At 41.8% G+C, this 22,549-nt stretch carries 15 protein-coding genes, 1 tRNA gene and 1 other RNA gene; 9 read left to right on the forward strand and 8 right to left on the reverse strand.

Annotated features, from left to right (window positions below):
* Nucleotides 1–7 precede the first annotated feature (7 nt).
* From G563_RS0109860 to G563_RS36875, 6 genes are all read right to left on the reverse strand, one after another.
* Nucleotides 8–940: an ATP-grasp domain-containing protein gene (locus tag G563_RS0109860; RefSeq protein WP_028665174.1), complete on the reverse strand. Its 933-nt coding sequence runs from the start codon at nucleotides 938–940 to the stop codon at nucleotides 8–10.
* 199 nt (nucleotides 941–1,139) lie between these two features.
* Nucleotides 1,140–2,447: an esterase-like activity of phytase family protein gene (locus G563_RS0109865; protein WP_084650820.1), complete on the reverse strand. Its 1,308-nt coding sequence runs from the start codon at nucleotides 2,445–2,447 to the stop codon at nucleotides 1,140–1,142.
* Nucleotides 2,448–2,620: 173 nt separating this feature from the next.
* Nucleotides 2,621–2,923, reverse strand: a complete 303-nt coding sequence (locus tag G563_RS37475; protein WP_028665176.1) for a hypothetical protein — start codon at nucleotides 2,921–2,923, stop codon at nucleotides 2,621–2,623.
* Nucleotides 2,924–3,000: 77 nt separating this feature from the next.
* Nucleotides 3,001–3,073 (reverse strand) — tRNA-Phe (locus tag G563_RS0109875).
* Nucleotides 3,074–3,271: 198 nt separating this feature from the next.
* Entirely contained in the window at nucleotides 3,272–5,626 is a 2,355-nt protein-coding gene (locus tag G563_RS0109880) for a hypothetical protein (protein WP_028665177.1), read from the reverse strand.
* Nucleotides 5,583–7,724, reverse strand: coding sequence for a hypothetical protein (locus G563_RS36875; protein WP_157585214.1), 2,142 nt, complete (start codon nucleotides 7,722–7,724; stop codon nucleotides 5,583–5,585). Before G563_RS36875 ends, G563_RS0109880 begins: the two co-directional genes overlap by 44 nt.
* 543 nt (nucleotides 7,725–8,267) lie before the next feature.
* Between G563_RS36875 and G563_RS0109890 the strand changes: the two genes are divergently transcribed.
* Both G563_RS0109890 and G563_RS0109895 read left to right on the forward strand, forming a co-directional pair.
* Nucleotides 8,268–9,257: a chromophore lyase CpcT/CpeT gene (locus G563_RS0109890; protein WP_028665178.1), complete on the forward strand. Its 990-nt coding sequence runs from the start codon at nucleotides 8,268–8,270 to the stop codon at nucleotides 9,255–9,257.
* Nucleotides 9,258–9,319: 62 nt separating this feature from the next.
* Nucleotides 9,320–10,471, forward strand: a complete 1,152-nt coding sequence (locus G563_RS0109895) for a cysteine desulfurase family protein (RefSeq protein ID WP_028665179.1) — start codon at nucleotides 9,320–9,322, stop codon at nucleotides 10,469–10,471.
* Nucleotides 10,472–10,476: 5 nt separating this feature from the next.
* Here G563_RS0109895 and G563_RS36880 read toward each other — a convergent pair whose 3' ends face one another.
* Entirely contained in the window at nucleotides 10,477–13,998 is a 3,522-nt protein-coding gene (locus G563_RS36880) for a CotH kinase family protein (RefSeq protein WP_051210875.1), read from the reverse strand.
* A gap of 159 nt (nucleotides 13,999–14,157) precedes the next feature.
* Here G563_RS36880 and rbfA point away from each other — a divergent pair, with 159 nt between their 5' ends.
* Together rbfA and pheA are read left to right on the forward strand one after the other, a co-directional pair.
* Nucleotides 14,158–14,529: a 30S ribosome-binding factor RbfA gene (gene rbfA / locus G563_RS0109905; RefSeq protein WP_028665180.1), complete on the forward strand. Its 372-nt coding sequence runs from the start codon at nucleotides 14,158–14,160 to the stop codon at nucleotides 14,527–14,529.
* A gap of 57 nt (nucleotides 14,530–14,586) precedes the next feature.
* A complete protein-coding gene (gene pheA, locus G563_RS0109910; protein WP_028665181.1) occupies nucleotides 14,587–15,660 on the forward strand; it encodes a prephenate dehydratase in 1,074 nt (357 codons plus the stop codon).
* Between the two features lie 52 nt (nucleotides 15,661–15,712).
* Here pheA and G563_RS0109915 read toward each other — a convergent pair whose 3' ends face one another.
* A complete protein-coding gene (locus tag G563_RS0109915) occupies nucleotides 15,713–16,552 on the reverse strand; it encodes a YitT family protein (protein ID WP_229598476.1) in 840 nt (279 codons plus the stop codon).
* Nucleotides 16,553–16,780: 228 nt separating this feature from the next.
* Here G563_RS0109915 and G563_RS0109920 point away from each other — a divergent pair, with 228 nt between their 5' ends.
* The 5 genes from G563_RS0109920 to G563_RS0109935 all read left to right on the forward strand — a co-directional run bounded on the left by G563_RS0109920 (nucleotide 16,781) and on the right by G563_RS0109935 (nucleotide 22,549).
* Nucleotides 16,781–17,125: a tRNA-binding protein gene (locus G563_RS0109920; RefSeq protein WP_028665183.1), complete on the forward strand. Its 345-nt coding sequence runs from the start codon at nucleotides 16,781–16,783 to the stop codon at nucleotides 17,123–17,125.
* Nucleotides 17,126–17,210: 85 nt separating this feature from the next.
* Nucleotides 17,211–18,860: a beta-N-acetylhexosaminidase gene (locus G563_RS0109925; protein ID WP_028665184.1), complete on the forward strand. Its 1,650-nt coding sequence runs from the start codon at nucleotides 17,211–17,213 to the stop codon at nucleotides 18,858–18,860.
* Between the two features lie 90 nt (nucleotides 18,861–18,950).
* Entirely contained in the window at nucleotides 18,951–20,414 is a 1,464-nt protein-coding gene (locus G563_RS0109930) for a DUF4403 family protein (RefSeq protein WP_028665185.1), read from the forward strand.
* 95 nt (nucleotides 20,415–20,509) lie between these two features.
* Nucleotides 20,510–20,918, forward strand: an RNA gene (gene rnpB, locus G563_RS36885) — RNase P RNA component class A.
* A 59-nt stretch (nucleotides 20,919–20,977) separates the two neighbouring features.
* Nucleotides 20,978–22,549: an OmpA family protein gene (locus G563_RS0109935; protein ID WP_028665186.1), complete on the forward strand. Its 1,572-nt coding sequence runs from the start codon at nucleotides 20,978–20,980 to the stop codon at nucleotides 22,547–22,549.

Consider the following 22,549-nt stretch of genomic DNA (forward strand, 5'->3'; position numbering starts at 1 on the left):
ATGAAGTTTAAGCAGTTTCTGTGATTCTTTTTTTGTCGTACCAATAGGTCGCTGATTTAATAAGCCGCTCAATCAATTCCTTCATGGAGATACCCTGATGCGCCACAATGGCTGGCAAATAACTTCGCTTAGGATCTAAATTAGGCATAGTATTGATGTCTAATACATATACCTCTTCCTCCATGACTCTGATATCGGTACGGGACATTCCTTTGATACCGATGAGTTGGTGTAAAGCCAAAATACCTTCCGTGATTTTTTGGTAAAGAGACGGTGTTAACTCTGGTTGAAATTGTTTGAGGGTTGTACCGTATCCCTGTCCAGCTACATAGATCTTTCGACCATCATCAGGAATGATTTCAACGGGTGGCAAACAAATGAACTCCCTCCCGTCCTCGTCCGGGATAATCGCCACCGTAAATTCCCGCCCGGGCAGATAGGGTTGAATAATGTAATTGTCATTGAGCATCAGTTGTTCATAAGGAACGTTGTCCTGCGTGAAGAATAACATATCGCGGTGCAGACTACCGTAGCGGTACTTGGCAATAAAGGTAGTCGTTTCTGAAAATGAAGCTAAATCATCAAAGGTCACTAAGCGGGGGGTGTTCAGCTGTACTTTCTGACAAAGCTGTGGCAATGACGATTTATCCATTGCCACTCGCTGGGTGGCATACGAGCTGGCCGTATGCTTGATTTCATGCCAATCTAGCCAGCCAGCTACTTCTACTTGGTCGGCATTGTCAAATCCGTAGCAAATATTGAAAACTAAATCAAATCGACGAAGAAAATGGGTAAATTCTTCGGTAAAGCCCACAAAATGAGCAATATAGGACTGTATATGACTCGGCGTAGCTTCAATGAGAGAGGCTACCGTAACCGCATTAATATTTTCTCGCCAGGGGGTAAATTCTGAGTCGGAATACAAATAAAGTAATTTCATGTAAGATTGATTTATCCTACGAATTTACGATAAACCAAGCCGGCTATAGATTAAGATTCTGTAAACAAATCATTACCTAAATAAGTCTGAGTTATAAATAAAAATGAGGGTATTTCCTGCTTTATCCGTATACAAATCATAGAACTCACCCTCGTCAGAAGGTGAGTTCCCAAAAATCGTGTACGAGGTCCGAAAAAAACTATCTTAAAGCAGTAGGCAAGGTTACGAAATAAATCCGATTAGCATCTACTTTGTTGGTAGCGGGTAATAGTTTCGTTGTAAAGCTATTTTGCCCGTTGTCTAGCACCCCAAAATCATCATCATTGGAAATGGCCAATGTATTACTCCCAATTAATACAAGTCCCTCTGGTTTGTCGTGAGGATAAATGGGCGATATGTCGGTCAGTAAGTCAAACACCAACGTCTTCTTTACTGGGACAATTCCTGCATTGGTTAAGCCAGTCATATTTTTCAATTGCTCGACTGTTGACCCACTGTACAATTTTCCTCCATCTCCATTGGCGGGATCGGAAATATCGGTGGCTCCTGCCAAGTCAAATTTATAAATGCGTTTAAAGGTAGCAGGCTTGGCCGTATTACCGCCATAATCACCGTCTCTTTCCAACGCCAAGAATGTTGTATTCGTAATGGCGGCTATTTCGCTACATCCCGTCAGGGAGGCATTTTCCATCAGATAAACGTACTGTTTGGTAGCACCAGTAGCAATTTCAAACGTAACCACCCGAAGAACCACTGAGCCACTAACTGCGCTAGAAGACGGATTATACAGGGGCGATTGCATCAAGCCTACCAGTGTTTTTCCATCGGGTGTAATGGTTAGCCCTTCCATACCCCGATTGGGACGACGTCGTGCCAATACTTTAGGTAATGTACGGCCACCGGTTCCGGTACCGAAGGGATTGATTCGCTCGATGGTTTTGCCAGAAGCATCAAAATGGACAATATGAGGACCGTATTCATCACTTACCCAGAACGTGCCGTCAGCTGCCAACACCAAACCTTCTGAGTCGATTCCGTCAGCGCTAGGAGCAATCGGATTCCCGTTCAAATCGATAGCTGTTTCGCCAGTACTACCTTGACCGCTTGGATTGGGTAAACCATTCAGCAATTGACCAGCTGCGTTTTTGAATAAAATAGTCTGTTCTAATACCAATTGATTTCCTACCAAACGGAATTTGCCGATTTGAGGTGTAAAATCAGTTTTTCCAAAAATAATAGAGTTGGCAGCCACACCTGCTGCATTGGGGCCACGGTCGGTCATTAAATAGAAAACGCTGGGATCTTTGAGATCTCTTACAAGCGCCGAACCAAATCCTCCATTGTAAAGCACTGTGCCGTTGGGCGCGGTCGACAATACTTGCGGATTAGACGCTTCCGCATACAATGGATACGTATTGGGAGATAATTTGTGGTCATCACAGGAGGTAATGACAACACTCAGAAACAATGCACCACCAAAGGCTCGTAAAAAGGTAGAAGTTCGCATGTGAAAGGGGAAATAAATGATAGTATGTACAAAGCTATTGGTTGCCCCTTTCGTAAAAAAACTTTCTCTGTTAAGGATATGTAAACAATGGTAGTGGCTTGTATATCAATAATTTAATGTTTTCAAAAAAACATTCGGCTCTACTCTTTTTACATAAACGGAATGTTTGCTGTCTAATTATGAAGAATGCAGAACAACACACAGGAAAAACAAAATATAGTAAACTCGCTTCTAAGCTTCTCTACTTTCCTTTGATACTTTTTTTTTAATTCTTTTCCCGCAATATCTTCCCAACGGTAGAGATGAAACGTACGGTCGTCGCTCATAGCAATAAACAGCCCTTTACGAAAAACGTTATTAAAAGGGACTGCCACCGTTTCCGAAGCGTCGCTTTGGTGAGCTTTCACTTTTACTACTTTTAATAAAGTATGCTCATGGGGATTTTGCTTTGTTCCCAACTTTTGGTTTTGAGCCAAAATAAAATGTTGTAGTATGGTTGTACCAAAGAAAAAAGCCGATACGAAATTTCTTCGTAACGGCTTGATTTTGAGAGTGGTGATGGACGGAATCGAACCGCCGACACAAGGATTTTCAGTCCTTTGCTCTACCGACTGAGCTACATCACCATTTTTTGTCGGTATTTCCCGTCGTTTGGGAGTGCAAAAATGTAGGTTAGTTTTTTAAAACGCAAATTTTTTATCAAAAAAACTTAAAAAAATATTTGCTGAAAGAACCTGCAATGGCATATCGCACTGTAAGACAGTGGTTTAATTTTTATGTTTTTTTGTCATTTGTTAAAGTAATCAACTAGAAACCTCAAAACTTTATTTGCGACCGGCATAATATCGATACGTGGCACATTCTTCCAAAACTTCACGGGTGTATTGAGCATCGGGATATTGTTGTTTGAGAACTAGGAAGTAGTTGTTCAAACGCTGTCTGAGTTCTTGGTTCATTTTTTTGGTAAAGGCAGCTTGTTCTGAGGCAGAGTAGCCTATGTTTTCGCTTGCTGCTGCTTCATAAACGGCAAAGGCATTGCGTTGGCAAAGGGCTCCACCATAAGCCGCTTTAGCCGAAAGTTCGGAGGACTTTGATAAGGCTATAGCTTTGTCGAAATAAGATTTGGCTTTGCTAGCAACATAATAATCGTCTTGTGACAAATCTCTCTTAGGATACATGTATTGATACTCACTACTGCTGCGTTGCCGATTGGTCAGAATCCAGCTATTGCCCCAATATCCCATATTATACGCACCGCAGCCCAAAAGATAAGCTGCTTGGGCGTCTCCTTGTTTCATTTGAGCTTCTAGTTCAGCCATACGTTTTGCAAATTGGTAAGGCGTCATTGAAGGATTGGCCTTTTGACCATTGTCAGGAGTCAGATAAAAAGGATTTTGGTCTAGATAAGTTGCAAAAGGTTCTTGTTGCCAAGTTTGAGCAGGTATGTTTGCAAATGCACTAGCCGCTAAGGTATATTCGTGCAAAACCAAATGTTTACGGCCCATCAGAAGATTGATTTGATCTTGATGCACCGCCGATAGCTGAAGCAGTTTTTTGTCAAAATCAGTCAAATTGGGTGCTTGAATGTACTTCAACACTTCTTGAAGCAGTTCAATAGAGGTACTATCTTCGATAGCATAGCGGTCGGTATTTGTCGCAAAGCTCACAGAGTACCCCTCGGGCGTTGTGGGACGTGCCTGCCAGCTTGCTGCTATCTCAAACAAAAATGCTTTGGCGAGATATGTTTTGGGAATATCGCTTGATTTGCTACTACAACCAGAAAGCCAACCTGCTTTTTTTTCAGAATCAAGGGGTTGCCCTCGGTACATTTTGGCAAGTAAATCACAAGCACGTGTGTAGGCATTGACCACCCTAAAATTATTTGATTTCGTAAATCCTTCAAGCATTCCAATGGCTTGATTTTCAAACTCAGGCGTAATTTTGTCTTGTTTTGCAATCAACAACAACATCGTTTGCACTTCGATTTGTTGCTTCAAAATAGCATTGGAAGTTTGCATTGATTTGGCTTTTTCCAAAGCTTTGGAGGCTTGGTCATAATCCTTATTGATATAGGAAATGTACGAATTGGCAGTGTTCCAAAAAGCGGAAGATGAAAGAGCTGGATTTTGGGCACATTGGGCTGTAAAATCGCCTAGTTGTTCAAAATAGGTTTTACTCTCTTTTTGACGTTCTTGGTACGCTGCCGTATCTTCTACATAAGGGATAGAATTGAGGGCATAGTATTCGTTTTTGTTGATTTCACGCGCTGTAATAAGTTCTAGTAATTTATTTTTAGGATTAAGCTCAACAATTTTTTTCAAAAATGGTAGTCCATCTTCTAAGGGTTGAATAGCACAGAGAGCATATACAGCTGCTTTTTCGGCATCGTTTTGACAATAACTAAGGGCTTTTTCTTGGAAAGTAATCCCTTTGATACGAAGGCTCAAATCTGCTTCTTTACGGCGTGAAGGACAGCGCTCAAACACCTGCGCAAATTCGTAAATCGCTCTAGCTGTGTCGCCTAAAGCCAAGCTTGCTCCAGCCTTGCGACTGTAAGCCCAATCGCTAATGAAAGTTTTGGTTTTGAGTGGTTTTATAAAACGGTCGTAGAGCTTGAGGCATTCTTCTGGCTTTTGTAAAATCATCGCGAGTTTGACGGCCTGAAACCCGTACCTTTCTTTTAAAAAATCATCGGGAGCGTTTTGAGCTTGCGCTTGGACTTGCACATATGCTTGCTCTAAAGCCAGGGAATCCCGCTGGGTCTCATCCCACGAATAGATGGCGGGCGTATATGCTTGGTCAATTTTTCGGGCCAATTGAAGATAATTGACGGCGGCCTTGTTGCCTCTGAGGAGCAAACGCTGCGATAAAGCATCGGTTTTGTTTTCTCCATAAAAAAATTGGTAGGCTATGGCTTCCGATACATTGGCGTATTTGGCCCATGCTTGCGAATTGAGCGTCGCCGCCACCTCTAAAGTGTCTTCGTATTCTGACAAATACAAGAACTGTTGCGTATAATTATAGCGGTTATCACCCGCTGGACTCTGGGCACTTTCGGGCATGAAGTAGCTCGTAAATTCATTTAAATCAGCTGGTCCACCTGCACAAGCAAGTAAGATTAGAATAGCGATGATTTTAGCGGAAGGCTCGAAAAACTTGAAAAAGCGATTGTTTTTCATAAAAAGAAAGGTTCAAAGAATCTAAATGGTATAACGCAAAAGTAACTTTAGAATTTTGTATTTCTTCCGCAAGTAATCTACTACTTATTATGAGGTCTTCAGGGCGACATTCTTCAATTCGTACAATATCCCCCTGACGAATGGTCATTCCCCAGGCATGGGTGTTTTTGAGAGCAATGTACTGGTGAGGATAGGGCGATTTTTTTAAGAAAACAGTATTGTCTAATTCTTTGGTAGTGAGATGGTTGATGAATGAAACAAACTTGCCGTTTCGATATACTATTCCCCAACGAAAAATAGGAAGTACTACATCTAAAGGCAATGGATAGTCGGAGATATAATCAGCATATCGGTGAGCTACATCGAGGTCCAAAATGGAATTGGGAGCATTGGGAGTTTTCCAGTTGCCCATATTGTAGTACATCAACATGCCTTTTGCAATGGGAGGTATACCTGTAGTGCGATAAAACTTAATTTGGTGTAGACGAATCGTTGCCGACAAGGTAAGAGGTTTTGTGGAAAGCCCAGATTGAGTAAGTTTTGTCTTCAATACCAAGAGAAGTTTAAAATATTTAGACCTAGTAGTAAGCGACCAGTCACAGTCGATTTGTATTTCGTCCACCTCAAAGCTTTGCCTTTGAGCATGGCATATTTGGGAGATTTTAGTAGCTATGTTTTCTCCTAATTCATCGATGCCTCCCCAAGTTAGATTTTCGAGGCTACGATTAGTAATAAACACCGTAGGTACGATTGGAACTGGTGGGCTTTGCGCAAAAGAAATAACCGCTTTTGGAATGGCTTGTTTGCTAACACCATCCCAATCCACATCAAAAAACTTGACGTAAAGTTTCTCGATTTTGTGCTTTAACAATGCTTGTTTTTCAAAAGGTGATAATTTAAAAGTAGATTTCCAGTAATAAAACGCCTTCGAGAGTACTTTAGGCGTAGTAGGTTGGGACGGGGCAAAGGAGTGCATATAGATAGATTGGGGACGCCCCAAGTATTGGGCTACTACGTCAAACTGCCCGCTGTGGTATCGGTCGAGATAATGGATGGTATAAGGGGTAAAATCACTAATTTTTTTATCGACAATGGTAGTGTAGGGTTGTGAGGTGAGCCAGCGCAAGTGTTGTTTGAGAGGGATAAGTACACAAAAACATAAAACTCCTATCGAAAACAGACGCTCCCATGTTAGACCGTTTAAGGCTCTTGGAATGAGGTGTTTAGCTGTGAGCCAGCATATAACTAACGTAGGAGCTAAGCAAGCACGTCGAGCCAAATCATTGAAAAAACCGTAACGATAAAAAGCCAAGATAGTAAGCACAACTAGCGCCAGTGATAGAAGTTTTGTATCTAATTTAGAAACCAAATTTTTCTTAAAAAGGTAAAATCCTATCAAGCCCCAAACTCCTACTTCTAAGGCTAAAAAAACGAAAAGTAAAAGATAGTCATGAGAGGATTTTAGAAAATTCCACCACCAACCTTGCTGAGTGAAAATAGAAAAATGACCCGCATAAAAAATCAATATCGGCAACGCCATCAGAGCGATACTTAGGAGGGCAAAAGCTGAGCGTTTGGTTGTTTTGAGGGAGAATGTATTGGAGGAAATTACCATAAAACCCACAAACGGAACAAGTCCTAAAGTGGCTAGAGGAGACCAATGCAGGCCACTTATAAGTAGTAAGCAGGCTATCAAAAAAGCGGTGTTTGAAGCGATCTTTTGGCCTGCCGAAAGTATGATTTTTAATGATAATCCCATACCAAGCCATGAGAACAGAGAGTGCTGAGGTGCGGCTATGAATGATTCTATATGACTTGGAAACATCAGCCCCCCTGGCGTTTGGATGAGCTCTATGGTGTGGTCATTGCGCCATAAGTCTACAATCGATGATTTAAGGGAAGCCGATGATTTGAAAATTTCTACTAGCCACAAAACCCCTTCAGGACTATTGAAAAATAAAAACAAAAGTAACAGACGCGTACCACCCAACTGTTGTAAAAGCCTGAAAACAAGAAATAAACCTAGCCAAGTCCAAACAAAAAAATAATAAGAAGCCCAAGATATACCACCCGTCCATTTGGCTAGAAGTGTGGGCACTAAATAGTAGGCATGATAGTATGCTAAATATGTTTTGTCATGATAAACAACCGGCCATGAGTGGCGGATTAGATTGTTTATCAGTAAATTGTGTTTGAAATAATCGAAATGTTGGGGCCTGAATCCTCCTACACCACTCAGGTATGTCCAACCAAAAGATAGTACCAAACATACCAGCACCGACTTAACAAATAATATACCTTGTGGACTTTTAAAATAGGAGATACTACAAGACCGAGGAAACTTGAAAGGGGAAAGAGTTGTGGCCAATAAGCCTCCCAAGACAGCAGTACAAGGTAGCGCTATCCACCACTCGAACCACCCCCACCAGAATATGCATATAGGTAAAAAAAGATAAATTAAGACGGCAATAATAATCATGGAGATTTTAGATAAGATAGCAATGATTGTCCCAAATTATGGATTGAAAAGAAATATATAAAACATTGTTTTTTTGCATGGACGAATCCGTTTGATAAATCCTTGGACTATTAAAAGAACTTTTTGCGTAATATTGCACCCTTTAAATCCTACAAAACGCTCATGAAAGACTCAAAAAAACACGCCTTTGTTAATGTCCTATTACTGTTGTTAAGTTTTCAAAGTTTTGGGCAGGCAGCCGCATCTCTCAAAGATGATTTAAAATCAATGACCGCTTTGCTTAAAGGCGAATTTGATAATTTTCAACAATTTGTTAGGGAAATTGATACCAAAGCACCAAATCGGCATCGTCGTACACATATTGTTTTTGCGCCAATTCAAGCCCCTACACTTGGTGAAAATGTATTTTATGTAAAGCATTATTATGACAATAACCCCAATCAGATTTATCAGTGGATTTATATTTTCAAAGAAGATCCTACTGAAAAAGCAATACGTTTAGATAAGTATACTTTCAAGGTTGATTCTGCATATGTTAATTTGAACCAGAAGCCCGATAAAATCAAAACATTGACATTTGACAAACTCGAAAATACAAAAGGATGTGCGGTATATTGGCGTCGCAATGGTGATAGGTTTGTGGGGTATATGAAAGATAAAGCCTGTCTGATGGAGTCAAAGAAAGATAAGAAAAAATTCTACATGACCGATAGCCTCCTCTTATCTAAAAATGATTTTTGGTTTCGTGAAGAAGGATTTGACGAAGCCGGAAAACGTTTGTTTGGCCCTACTGATAAAGTGTATCATCAACTCAAACGTTGCGAGGTATATGTCGGATGGTGGCGCCTCAAAAAAGAAGGAACTGAAGATAAGTTTGACCTCAATCGGCAGGTTTATTTACACGACCAAGGTGGTCGTTTGCGGTTGATTGACGCAGAAAAGAAACCTACGAAATACACGGTTGAATTGTCTAAAGTGATTTTTGGTAAAGACCTTGAAGTCCTAAAACTGGCACTATACGAAGACGGAAAAAACGAAGCTTTGGATTTTGCTTGGACTTCTTCCAATGCAGGTATGATAGGAATGAATGTAAAGTGGTTTCAGTCTAGTTTTGCAAAGTTACCTCCACCTACATCAACTAACACTAAGTAATTAATTGAATTTGTACATGTAGAATTGAGTCGTTATTTTCGTTCAAAAATAACGACTTTTTTATGCGGTTACCTGTGTATTTGGATTACAACGCTACTACTCCGGTAGATAGCCGAGTGTTGGAGACGATGCTTCCGTGGTTTAGTGAGCATTTTGGAAATGCTGCAAGTCGAACGCATCTCTATGGATGGACTGCCGAAGAGGCAGTAACAAATGCCCGCAAACAAGTCGCCAAGCTTTTGAATGTAAATCCCAAAGAAGTGGTTTTTACGAGCGGCGCTACCGAGGCTAATAACCTGGCTATCAAAGGTTTATTTGAAAAAAAGTCGGTTCAAGGAAAACACATCATCACCGTTGCTACGGAGCATAAGGCTATACTCGATACTTGTCATCATTTGGAAGAGTGGGGGGCAGAAGTCACTTATCTTGTTCCGTCTTCTGACGGTCTTGTTAGTCTTCAGCAACTGGCTAATGCTCTCCGAAAAGATACAATATTGGTATCTGTAATGTATGCCAACAACGAAATTGGCGTGATTCAGCCTATTTGTGAGATGGCTGCATTAGCGCATTCGGTGGGAGCGGTGTTTCATAGCGATGCCACACAGGCCGTGGGCAAAGTGGCGATTGATATGCATTCAGATGGAATTGATTTATTGAGTTTATCAGCCCACAAACTATACGGCCCCAAAGGCGTAGGAGCACTAATCGTAAAACAGGGTATTGAGCTTAGTCAGCAGCTAGATGGTGGTGGACACGAGCGGGGGCGTCGCTCTGGTACGCTCAATGTGCCCGGGATAGTAGGTTTGGGAAAAGCTTGTGAAATAGCACAAAAGGAGATGAAATCTGAATCGGAGCGATTGAAGCTTTTACGCGACCGCCTCGAACAAGGGGTTTTGACTCAAGTCCCGCATACGTTTGTCAATGGTAATACAGCGGCTCGTTTACCTCATTTGACCAATATTTGTTTTGAACATATAGACGGCGAAAATTTACTTTTGAGCCTCAAGGATGTGGCGGTATCGACCGGCTCAGCTTGTACGTCGGCTTCGGTTTTACCTTCTTATGTGCTAAAGGTACTTGGCCTTACCGACGATCAAGCTTATGCTTCATTGCGTTTGAGTTTGGGGCGATTTACGACCGACGAAGAAATCACCTTTGCACTTCAACATATCAAAGAGGTTGTCGAACAAATGCGCGTGGGTAGTTTGATGTAACCTGGCTAGAACCCAATGCCCGAAAACTTACCATTGTTGCGGCGCCATAGCGAATAATCTTTAGCGTTGACTTCACCGTCTAGGTTCATGTCGGCGGCGGAGTATACCCCAAATTTCCCGTTTTCTCCAAGCCAAATGGCACTGTCTCGGGCGTTGATTTCAGAAAAAGCTCCTTTTTGCACATCCCCTGCAAGCAAGCAGTAGAAGTTTCCCACCTTGGTTTGTCCTGATGAGGGGGCATTGGGAGGGATGAAGGACTGCTGACTTGTAAAATCATAGGATATTTTGCCGCCTGTGATACCCACAGCTTCGTGCGATACTGCACCAATGTGATTGCGATGCTCTACCACTACATAAAACTTATGGCTTGCATCAAAAGAAGGGCAGCCAGATTGGGGACGGATAGTACCATTTTGGTGGATGAGAGCGGCTGTTTTAAACACTGTAGTAACCTCATCTAAAGGCGATGTGCGGAGTGATACCAGTACCCAATCGACCACATCATTGGCATATGATTCTACTTTTTCGGAACCATTGTATAGCCATAGACCTTTGGAATAAGGTTGTCCAGTAGGAGTTTTAGCGGCAAAAGCGCTGCTAGGGGTTTGCCCAGGAAGCAGCCCTTGCTTATTGAGTATATTGGTCATGCTTGAGCCATTCATGGCACCTTCCAAAAATGCCTTTATTTCTAAACATACACTAGAGGCAAGTGGCTCAAATACGCTAATGACTACCTCAGCTTTATCGCTCTCGCAATCGTTGACGGTTTGAGTTACATAATAATACACATCGCCAGTAGTAGAGGTAGAAGGTACGGGGGCTATAAGACTGCTAGTGGTAGCATTGGCCGTAGCATACCATTTTAGATTTTCTCCTTGTGCAGAAATCGGTTCTGCGTTGTCACCTTTGGTATAGCTAATCGTAGAAATGAGGGTAGGTCTGTCGGGTTTTGCTTTGATAACAACTTCTATCTTAGCTTTTTCACTTTCGCATCCACCCATTGTCTGAGATACAAAATAGGTCAAGGTCGTAGCTTCATTGGTCGTAGGCAAAGGAGCTAAAGTATCACCAATACTACCAATGTCGGAAGTATACCACCGTAATCGGGTACCTTGGGCGCTAAGGCTGCTTGGTTTTTGCTGCTGACAATACGCCACATTTTCTACCTGTGGTGGAGTAGGCTTAGGACTTATCGTAACCTCGATTTTGGACCTATCGCTTTCACAACCTTCGATAGTTTGTGTTACAAAATAAGAGAGCTTAGTACTAGAGGAGGTCACAAAAGTAGGAGTAGTACTTTCACCCGTTCCCCCCGTTTCGAGGGCATACCATTTTAGGTCAGTGCCTTGAGCTGTGAGAGGATTAGGGTTTTGACCTTCGCAATAGCCAACGTCAGAAACCTCAGGACGGGTAGGCTTGGCTTTTATATTAACGAATATTTCTGCGCGATTACTCTCGCAACCATTGGTGTTTTGAGTTACAAAAAAAGAAAGCAATTGGGCTTTGTCGGTGGATGGTACAGGTGGAGTGGTGGTACTGTCTTCACTCAGCATGGAGGTATACCATCGTAAGTTTTGGCCAGAAGCGGTGAGAGGTGTCGCCGTATTTCCTTCACAATACGCCATATTAGCAATGGTTGGAAGGGTAGATTTTTCTTTAATAGTGACTTGGATTTCGGCTTTGTTGCTTTCGCAGCCGTCTATAGTTTGTGATACAAAATACGAAACTACACCCGCAGTAGTGGTAGCAGGGATAGGGGCGGTGGTCTCTGCGCTACTACTTGTAAGCGAACTATACCATTTAAGTTGAAGCCCTTCGGCACTTAAAGCATTAGGGGATTGTTCTTGGCAGTATTCGATATGAGCAACTGTGGGTGCTTGAGGTACTGGATTGATGATGACGTCCAATTTTGCTTTTGGGCTTTCACATCCTTGAGGCGTTGTTTGGGTGACGTAGTATGAAGTTGTCCCCAAAGTATCAGTAGAAGGAGTAGGAGCGAGGGTACTTCCTTGGGTGGTATCGGCAGAGGTGTACCATTTAAGGTTAGTTCCTACGGCAGTAAGTGGATTACTGTTTTGACCTTGGCAGTAGCTGACATTAGCAATGGTAGGAGCTGAGACGTTAGAGCAATCTATACCTAAAGCCCCGACTTTGTCGATGTTGGTGTCTAGCCATTGGAGGCGTTGTTCGGTCCAGTTTTTAAACCAATCTACTTCCTCTTCAAACGTCTTGCCGACAAAATAATTAGGCCAAACCCACTCACCCAAAATGGGCCAACGCTGAAAATTACGTACCTGTGATTCGGCCAGTAGCTCTTCGTTGTACCTGATAAAGGTATTGATATAGTCATTGGTCCAATAGTTGGTACGGAGTTGTTTCCAGCGGTCTCTTACTTTGATACAAAAATCCCTATCTTCTAGCAGCCTAGCCCACCAAAAAGGTACTTGCTTGTCGTCGTTGGGGCAAAACTCCCTGACAAAATCATAGGCCCAGTGGTTGGTTTCCCAACCTTGACAAAAATTAGCATTACCATAACTGTGGTCATAATCCCAGGGAGCTCCCATTTTGATTTTGGGATTGCGGCTATCACGGTCTTTATGCATAAAAATACTGAGCCTGAAGGCGTCGATATTGTAGGTAAGTTCGGTCAAGAGAAAGTAGTCAACAAATGAGTTGACATCAATGTATTTGGCATAGCCGTTGACAGGGTCTTTAAATTGAGACGATTTGAGGGTATTTTCAAATTCGGTGAAATGATTTTTGATATAGTTGTACTGTGCCTCAGTAATATTGGTTTGTTTGGGATATTCAATCATCACGTTGATTTCCGTGTTGTGATTACCTGGATAAGGTGATTTCCAAGAAGCGTTGCCAGTGCCAGTATTTTTATCGATTTTAAGAATATATCCTCCCGTCACAGCGTCGCCGCTATTGTCCGTTTCTTTGAGAGAGGCGATATTGATACGGTTAGCATCGCGTTTGATTTTTTCCATGACAATATACACCCCCTTGTAGTCGTCATCTACCACCAATTCTACGTAGCGGGTACGAGTGGCATACATACCGATTTGGTTGGACAAATGGTACGTAAGCACATCCCGCATGAGCGACTTGTCGGTGTAGCTAGCGTTTAGTATCCAATCGCTCTCAGGGGGCATCCCCAGGATAGGCGCCTTGACACTTTTGGTAGAGCTCGCGTTTTCTTTTGTTTCAAAACCATATGGCTTTTTAGGGAAAAATTGGGAAGCAGAGCCTCGAAATTCAATACCTACGGTGCCGTCATAGTTATTAAAAGGATCAGGTTGGTTGTTGTTTTGAGGGTTGCGATAGTAGTTGCGATTGCCGGGGCCATTGTCAATCACCCCCATATGCACATTAACTTTGGATTCATCAATGATAGTTTGTCCTTGGGTATTGATAACAACAATGGGCAAATTCGAAGATTCAAAGGTCTGGGCTTGGGTTTGGATGGCAACACTTACACTACCCAAAATACCCATAAACGTTGAGAGATAGGCTTTGTACATGGTAGAAGATTATGCTTATTTAATGCTTTTCATGCTGTATCCAAAAACCGTACCAAATTAGATGAATAGAATTTTGTACCTTTGTGTCCAATAAAAGAGTACATAAAAATATTGGGAGCCAAGATATTTTGGGTGTGTACTATAAAATGGGAATTCACTATGGAATCTAAAAGACAACAAAAAGTCGCTCGGCAAATCCAAAAAGACCTGAGTGATATTTTTCAAAAAGAAGGGCGAACTTGGTTTGACAATGCTTTTATTACTGTCACCATTGTCAGGATGTCTCCTGACTTAGCCATTGCACGTGTGTACCTGAGTTTTTTAGTAACAAAAAACAAAGGGCTTCTTCTCGAACAAATCCAAGAACGCAATAAACAAATTCGTCAATTACTCGGTCAGCGTATTCGTCATCAGTTGAGAATTGTGCCAGAGCTGCATTTTTACCTTGATGATACTGCTGAGTATGCCGCCAAAATGGACGCGCTCTTTGCGGGAATTACCATTCCTCCCGCTCCCGAAGAAGAAAATTAGTAGCTTATATTGTGCAGTGGAGCGTCGGCTTTGCTGCACAATCATTTATTAAAAAACATGAATTTAGAAGATATTAGACGCGAAATCGACACCCTCGACGACCAATTGTTGCTCTTACTTAATCGCCGAATGGAATGGGTTCATAAAGTAGGAGAACTCAAACGTGCTACCAAAACGGTCATCTACCGTCCTGAAAGGGAGAAGTTTATTCTGGATCGCGTCAAAAAACTCAACAAAGGTCCTCTTTCTTCGGAAGCGATTGAAGCTATCTATTTAGAGATATTTGCCGCAGCGCGCAATATCGAGCTTCCTGAACGTATTGCTTACTTAGGCCCCGAAGGAAGTTTTACGCACCAAGCAGCAGAAAGCCGTTTTGGGGCGATGAGCGAATACATGACGCTTCCCACCATAAAATCTGTTTTTGAGGCAGTGGCCACGGGGCGAGCCAAGTTTGGGGTGATTCCGATCGAAAACAACCAAGAGGGAATCGTGTATGAAACGGTGGACTTGCTCAACGAAACTTCCGTCAATATCGCTGCTGAACTCAAAATTCCTGTACACTTTGCGCTTGCGACTGAGTGCGAAAACCCCTCTAAAATCAAGCGGATTTACTCAAAAGATATTGCATTTAGACAATGCCGTGGTTTTTTGAATAAATACTTTGAACAAACACAGCCCGAAGAGATTCAAGTAGAATCTACTTCAAAGGCGGCTAAATTGGCCTCCGAAGATCCTGAGAGTGCTGCTATTTGTTCGGTGATTGCTGCTCGTTTGTTTAGCCTTCCTACGCTTTTTGACAATATCGAAGACAATGGTAACAATCGTACTCGCTTCTTTATTTTGGCAAAAGACTTTGTAAATCAGCCCAGTGAAGATGACAAAACCACGATCATCGCCCGCCTTCCTGACACCGACAAACCAGGAATATTGGCAAGCTTTTTGCAAGATTTTAAACGAGCTAATATCAACCTTACCAAAATCGAAAGCCGACCTTACAAAGGAAGTGAAGATTTCAACTTTTGGTTTTTTATTGAATTAGAAGGGTATTTTAAAAACGAAAACGTACAAAAAGTTTTCAAAAAACATAAAAGCTATATCAAGTGGCTTGGCAGTTATGTACGTAATGCCTAAGACAATCCAGTCAGTCACCATGGCAAGGCTTCACACCTTGCCATGGTGGTTTTCAATGAAATGCCCGTTGCTTTACTATTCCTCCTCGGGTATCATCTACTCCATGTTGTACAATAAAAGCCTGAGGGTCAATATGAGCAATTTCGTCTCTTAGCCTACTTACCTCAAGTCTCGTAACGACCGAATACAACACGTTTTGCTTTTGGGTCGAACCACGCTTTCCATAGCCTTTTTCGCTGTTGAGTACAGTGACTCCTCTCTTGAGCTTTTCGGTAATCATTGTATGAATCTCCTCATGTTGTTCTGAGACAATAATCACCGCAGTATATTCCTCTAATCCATGGATGATAAAATCAATCGTTTTGGCGGCAGCAAAGTAAGTCAGGATAGAATAGAGTGCTACATTGACGCCTAGAAAATAAGCGGCAGCGGTAAAAATAACGATGTTGAAAAGTAAGATTACATCTCCTACCCTTAATGATGAAACGCGTCTTGTAATAAGTACGGCGGTAATTTCGGTGCCATCCAGTACAGCCCCGCCTCGCATAGCTAGACCTATACCAGCCCCAATAAAAAATCCACCAAAGATAGCGGTTAGAAGAGGGTCGGGAGTGACATCTGGATAATGAATTACCGATAAACAAATCGCTAAGGCTGCAATGGCAATCGTGCTTTTTATGGCAAAAAGGAGGCTGATTTGACGATATCCTAATACAATGAAGGGGAGATTGATGATAGGAATCAAAATAGCCAAAGGAATGTTGAACAGGCTAGAAATTAGCATTGATATTCCCGTCACGCCACCATCGATAAAATGACTTGATAGTAAAAATCCTTTGAGCCCCATTCCAGCACTTAACACGCCGGCTGTTACTAAAAGGGTGTCTTTCATAAGGTTTTTCCAAGAAAATACATTACTCATAGCTTAAATTATTAGTTAGCCGTTTGATAGTTGTCTGAGAATAAAAAAAGTAAGCAGTCTATCCTAAAAATACTGGAAAAAGAAGACAAACATAGATTCTTAAGGTGTTATTTTGAGGCTTCTAATAAAAGCAACAGACTTAGAAGACTCAAAAGTGCCTCGTATTGAGACTTTTCCTTTACTTAAAACAATAACTCTATGACTGAGAGCACTATCACTTGGCAAGATTTTGAAAAAGTAGAACTTTATGCAGGTACTATCGTGCAAGTGGAAGAGTTTCCGAAAGCGCGAAAACCCGCCTATAAAATCTGGGTAGATTTGGGGACGCATCTTGGCATCAAAAAAACTTCAGCACAAGTAACAAAGCTATATTCAAAAGAAGAACTTTTGGGAAAACAGGTGCTTTGTGTCACTAACTTTCCCCCCAAACAAGTAGCTGATTTTATATCGGAAGTTTTAGTGACAGGCTTTGTTTTGCCAGAAGGTGAGGTGGTATTGGCTCAGCCCGACCGCCCCGTACCCAATGGAACGCGATTAGCATGATTTATAATTTTGTTTAGTATTAATTAACTTTTGAATTTTATAATAAATTATTTTATTATATTTGTGTTTATTAATGAATAATTTTATGAAAAAAATCCTTTCCTTATTTTTACTACTCACAAGTTTTCTACCCCTTTTGGGACAAAATAGCTATTCAATTTTGCCCAAACCCGTCCGATTAGAGGCAAAACCGGGCGTTTTTATATTAGGAGCCAAGCCCATTATAGCAGTAGCGAGTACCGATCCAGCACTTCGGCGGATGGCCGAAAGTCTAGCGGGGCAGATAGGTCTTGTCAGTGGGCGTGACACCAAGGTATTTGCTGGAAATTTTAGGGTTAAAGACGGTATCAATTTTGTCGTTAGCAAAGACATCAAGCTAGGAGAAGAAGGTTATTTCTTAGAAGTATCTCCCAAACGGATTGTCATCACAGCTGAAAACCCCAAAGGCTTTTTTTATGGCCTACAAACCCTCAAACAACTAATGCCTGCGGCTATTTTTGGTTCGTCAAAGGCCGACAATGTCACTTGGACTGTACCTTGTTGCTACATAGAAGACCAGCCTCGCTATGCTTATCGGGGGTTGATGCTAGATGTAGCGCGGCATTATTATCCAGTGAGTTTTATCAAAAAGTACATTGATTTGTTGGCACTTCATAAGATGAACACGTTTCACTGGCATCTCACTGATGATCAAGGATGGCGCATCGAAATCAAAAAATATCCTAAGTTGACAGAGGTAGGTTCGAAGCGAAAAGAAACAATGCTTGGACATTATAATGATCACAAATACGATGCAAAACCTTACGGTGGTTTTTATACGCAAGAAGAAATCAAAGAAGTAATCAAATATGCACAGGAGCGTTTTGTGACGGTGGTTCCTGAAATAGAAATGCCGGGTCATGCCTTAGCGGCGTTGGCGGCATATCCTCAATACGGCAACAATCCCGATAAAATCTACCAAGTGGCCACTACGTGGGGTGTGCACGAAAATGTGTTTGCTCCTAGAGAAGAAACATTTCGCTTTTTGGAAGATATTCTGACCGAAGTAATTGATTTGTTTCCCAGCCCTTATATCCATATCGGTGGGGATGAATGTCCAAAGATACAATGGCAGGAAAGTCGTTTTTGTCAAGATTTAATCAAAAAAGAAGGGCTCAAAGACGAGCATGAGTTACAAAGCTATTTTATCCGTCGTATCGATAAGTTTATTACTGCAAAGGGTCGTAAAATGATTGGATGGGATGAGATTTTGGAAGGAGGAATTTCGCCCAACGCTACCATCATGAGCTGGCGCGGCACCCAAGGAGGAATCGATGCTGTCAAACAAAATCATGATGCTATCATGACGCCTACACAGTTTTGTTATTTGGATCATTATCAGACTGATCCCAAAACCCAGCCTATCGCGATTGGAGGATTTTTGCCCCTTGACAAAACTTATTCGTATGACCCTACCCCTGAGGGCTTTAATGCTCAAGAAGCAAAACATATTTTGGGAGTACAAGGCAATGTATGGACCGAATATATGCCAACCGCCGAATACGTAGAATATATGACCTATCCCAGGGGAATCGCCTTAGCAGAAGTAGGCTGGACCCCTAAAAACCTCAAAAACTTCGATGATTTTAAACAGCGCTTAGAAGTACACAAACAACGCCTTGACTATCTCAATGTAAATTATTTTGGTGCTCCTATCAACAATAAATTTACGTACCGTTGGCCTTTGAAAAAATAGCAATCGTACTTGTACGTTAATATTTAAGAAGGACTTGTGGAGTTGTTTTAATAACTTTGCGAGTCCTTCATTTGTTATTATGAAATATCCATGCATCTGAATAAAATTTTGGGCTCCCGTGGTTTTTTGAAGACCAAATGGTCTGGTTTCCCTAGTGCAATTGGAATAGTGATAGGTGGTTTTTGGATGATTTCTTGTGGGGGATCTTCCGTCACTACCCAGCCAAAAGCGCCTGTAGAGGCATATAAATATACAAATATGCAAATTCAAAACGAAAAACATAGGTCTGTCGTGCAGGTACCCGTTGAAATATCAATTGCCGACGTGACAAAACATTTGAATGCTCAAGTTCAAGGACTTATCTATGAAGACAATAGTTTTGAAGATGGAAATCAAGATAATTTCAAAGCAAAAGTCTGGAAAAGAGGGCCTATAGTGGCCGATGCGCGCGATTCACTATTGTTTTATACTGTACCCCTAAAAATTTGGGCTGAAAAAGGGTACAAGGTACTCGGGATAGGTGGCTCACAAGCCACCGAATTTCAGATAAACCTTAAGTTTATTACACGTTTTGGGGTAGATGCGGATTGGAAAGTCAATACGCAAACGGCGTCGGCGGGATTTGATTGGGTAAGCAAACCTAGTATTAAAGTGGCAGGGGTTGAGGTGCCTATAACAGGTATTGTGAGTAGATTGATTAATGAAAACCTCGCAAAAATTTCACAGGCCATTGACGACAATATCCGCCAAAATATTTCTATCAAGCCATATGTACTTCAGGCATGGAATCTGATACGTGAGCCTCGGCTTTTGTCGGAAGAGTATCGCACTTGGCTACTCATCACGCCTACTGATATTTTGATGAGTCCTTTTAAAATTCAGAATGGTAAAATCAGTGCTACCGTGGGGATTAAAGGGTTTACTCAAACTTATACGGGCGAAAAACCAGTGACTAAGCCAGCACTCAATATTCCACCGTTGATTGTCACGAATGATATCCCGCAAGGATTTCAGATAGGGTTGATAGGGACTTTGCCTTACGAAGAGGCTTCTAAACTTGCCGCATCGCAGTTTGTAGGAAAAACTTTTGATTTTAAAGAAGGAAAATACAAAATTGAAGTGACCAGCGTCGACATTTATGGTCAAAATGAAAAGTTGATTATCAAAGCAGGACTGAAAGGAAGTATCAGTGGGGTGATTTATCTGAAAGGTACGCCTTTTTATGATGCCTCAACGAAGCTCTTGTCACTCAAAAATGTTGACTATGATCTCAATACCCGTAGTGTACTTGTAAAAACTGCCAATTGGTTGTTGCAAGGACGATTTGCCAAACAAATTGAACAGCAGTTTGTCTTTCCAGTAGGTGCTCAAGTAGAAGAAGCCCAAAAAACCATTCGACAGCAGCTTAGTAGTCGCAAAGTAATAAAAGGTGTAAATTTAAGTGGTCATTTGGAGGCACTTGAACCTGATCAAGTCTACTTGACTCCCTCAGCCATAGTAGCTTTGATCGTAGCCAAAGGTCAAGTAGAGGTCAAAATAGACGGCCTCCTTTAAGTCAAAAATGGGGGTTAGTTTATGGTTTTTACGATTTTTTTCTTTTTATTTGATTTTTAATGACAACAAGTATTTTTAGCTTTGTGCCCAATAGCGTAGCCAAGCCGTCTTATCGTTCTGATTTGGGGTTGAACCAAAGCAGGAAGGAAAGTCCGGACAGCGCAGAGTACCGTACTTCCTAACGGGAAGGCAAACAGCTGGAGACGGCTGTTTGACAGCAAGTGCAACAGAAAATATACTACCACTTTACTATTGTGAGTGGAAAAGGTGAAAAGGTAGGGTAAGAGCCTACCGCTCGTTTGGTGACAAATGAGGCATGGTAAACCTTACGGGCTGAAAGACCAAATAAGTACTGATTGTGGGGTTACTCGCTCCAACGCCCTATAAAGGCTATCAGTATGGGTAGGTTGATAGATTTCGACGGTGACGTCGAAACCAGATAAATGATAAGAGTCCCGGTGTGTATCGGGAAAACAGAATCCGGCTTATAGGCTTGATACGCTATTTAAATAAATTATTTATATTATTATAATACCCCTTGCAGTAAATAACGCTCATTGCCCATGAAAAAAATCAACTTACTGTCCACTCTATTAATTGTGTCATTGGCATTAACGAAAGTTGGTGCACAGGCTCCTGCCCCTAAAAGTGCAGGGTATGAAGGCCCAAATAAATTGAATACATGGGCACTCACAATTACGCCAGCTCTTACGCAATTCTATGGTGACTTGCGCCAACACGATTTTAAATTGGGGCCAGAAGAACATCTAACGGGTGGTTTGGGTCTTGGTTTGCATAAGCAAATTACCCCTATTTTTGGGGCTAGCCTCAACTTTTGGACTGGTAACCTCAATGGGTCAAAAGAGCGTTTGTACAATGCTCATTTTGAAACGAAGGGTTTCTTGCAAACTTCAATCAATGCTCATGCTAACCTTAAGCCTATTTTGTTTGGGTATAATAAGCTAAAGCGTTGGAAGTGGGATGTATATGTAGGCTATGGCTATATGTGGTATAATTCAAGGGTGTACCGCTTAGGCACTAACAAAAGCGTAGAATTGATTAGAACTAATACCAATGCCAGTTCTAAAACTGCTGGTGAATGGGAACGCGACGGATCTACTTACACCCGAGAAATTGTCTTCCCTATCGGATCGGCTATTCACTTTGAAGTATCTCCTCGTATTGATATAGGTTTAGACTTTACCCTAAATCACGTAAACTCTGAGAAATTGGATGTTACTTATGGTGGTGGAGGTGGTGAACAATACGCTCGCCAAGATATTTGGTTGTTTAACCGAGGGGATTCTAAACAAGACAAGTGGGGAAGTATCGGTTTGGGAATTACCTATAAAATCGGTAAAAGTGCGGTTATGGCTAAGAAAGATGCCAAAGGCAATTGGGTACATGACCCCGCCAAAGGTCGTTATCACTTACGCTACACCAATCCTTTGGATTTGATTGCACCGCCTTACAATCCAACCATGAACGACGCCGACTCAATTGCAAAAGCAAACATGCCTAAGCCTGTTGACCCTCGTTTGTATACCGACTCTGACGGCGACGGTGTGGCGGATCTTTTTGATAAAGAACCTAGCACCCCTTCTAACAGTATCGTGTCGGGAGGTGGAGTTGCGATGGATCTTGAAAAATATATCAAAGATATTATCGCTAAAAATCTTCCAAAAGAAGAATGTGAAGCAATGTTTGGAAATATTGAATTTGACACTGATAAGGCGATTATTAAAGACCCTTCACAGCAAATTTTGAAACAAGTAATTGACTTGCTCAACTTGCGTCCAAACTGCCGTGCCGTCATCATTGGCCACACCGATGCACGTGCTTCTGACAATTACAACATTCAGCTCTCAAAACGTCGTGTAGAAGCAGCTAAGCGCTATATGATTCGCAATGGTATGCAAGATCCTAGCCGTATCATGGTTGAATATTACGGTGAGCTTCGTCCTATTTCTGACAATAAGTCGACCACAGGAATGAGTCGTAACCGCCGCGTGGAGATTCGCATTCTTCCGATGAACGACTTACGTTCACCATATCCTGCTGGTTTCCGTACAGGACGTAAAAAAGACCAAGAGCCAGGCAAAGTAGCAAAAGAGCCTAGAAAACGTAGAAACTAG

This window comes from Runella zeae DSM 19591 (genome assembly GCF_000423565.1).
In the GTDB taxonomy this organism is placed as follows: domain Bacteria; phylum Bacteroidota; class Bacteroidia; order Cytophagales; family Spirosomataceae; genus Runella; species Runella zeae.

Excerpts from the sequence above, each read along its gene's own strand:
- G563_RS0109860 (WP_028665174.1), bottom strand. The coding sequence starts at position 940 with ATGAAATTACTTTATTTGTATTCCGACTCAGAATTTACCCCCTGGCGA.
- G563_RS0109865 (WP_084650820.1), bottom strand. The coding sequence starts at position 2,447 with ATGCGAACTTCTACCTTTTTACGAGCCTTTGGTGGTGCATTGTTTCTG.
- G563_RS0109880 (WP_028665177.1), bottom strand. The coding sequence starts at position 5,626 with ATGAAAAACAATCGCTTTTTCAAGTTTTTCGAGCCTTCCGCTAAAATC.
- G563_RS0109890 (WP_028665178.1), top strand. The coding sequence starts at position 8,268 with ATGAAAGACTCAAAAAAACACGCCTTTGTTAATGTCCTATTACTGTTG.
- G563_RS0109895 (WP_028665179.1), top strand. The coding sequence starts at position 9,320 with ATGCGGTTACCTGTGTATTTGGATTACAACGCTACTACTCCGGTAGAT.
- G563_RS36880 (WP_051210875.1), bottom strand. The coding sequence starts at position 13,998 with ATGTACAAAGCCTATCTCTCAACGTTTATGGGTATTTTGGGTAGTGTA.
- rbfA (WP_028665180.1), top strand. The coding sequence starts at position 14,158 with ATGGAATCTAAAAGACAACAAAAAGTCGCTCGGCAAATCCAAAAAGAC.
- pheA (WP_028665181.1), top strand. The coding sequence starts at position 14,587 with ATGAATTTAGAAGATATTAGACGCGAAATCGACACCCTCGACGACCAA.
- G563_RS0109915 (WP_229598476.1), bottom strand. The coding sequence starts at position 16,552 with ATGAAAGACACCCTTTTAGTAACAGCCGGCGTGTTAAGTGCTGGAATG.
- G563_RS0109920 (WP_028665183.1), top strand. The coding sequence starts at position 16,781 with ATGACTGAGAGCACTATCACTTGGCAAGATTTTGAAAAAGTAGAACTT.
- G563_RS0109925 (WP_028665184.1), top strand. The coding sequence starts at position 17,211 with ATGAAAAAAATCCTTTCCTTATTTTTACTACTCACAAGTTTTCTACCC.
- G563_RS0109930 (WP_028665185.1), top strand. The coding sequence starts at position 18,951 with ATGCATCTGAATAAAATTTTGGGCTCCCGTGGTTTTTTGAAGACCAAA.
- G563_RS0109935 (WP_028665186.1), top strand. The coding sequence starts at position 20,978 with ATGAAAAAAATCAACTTACTGTCCACTCTATTAATTGTGTCATTGGCA.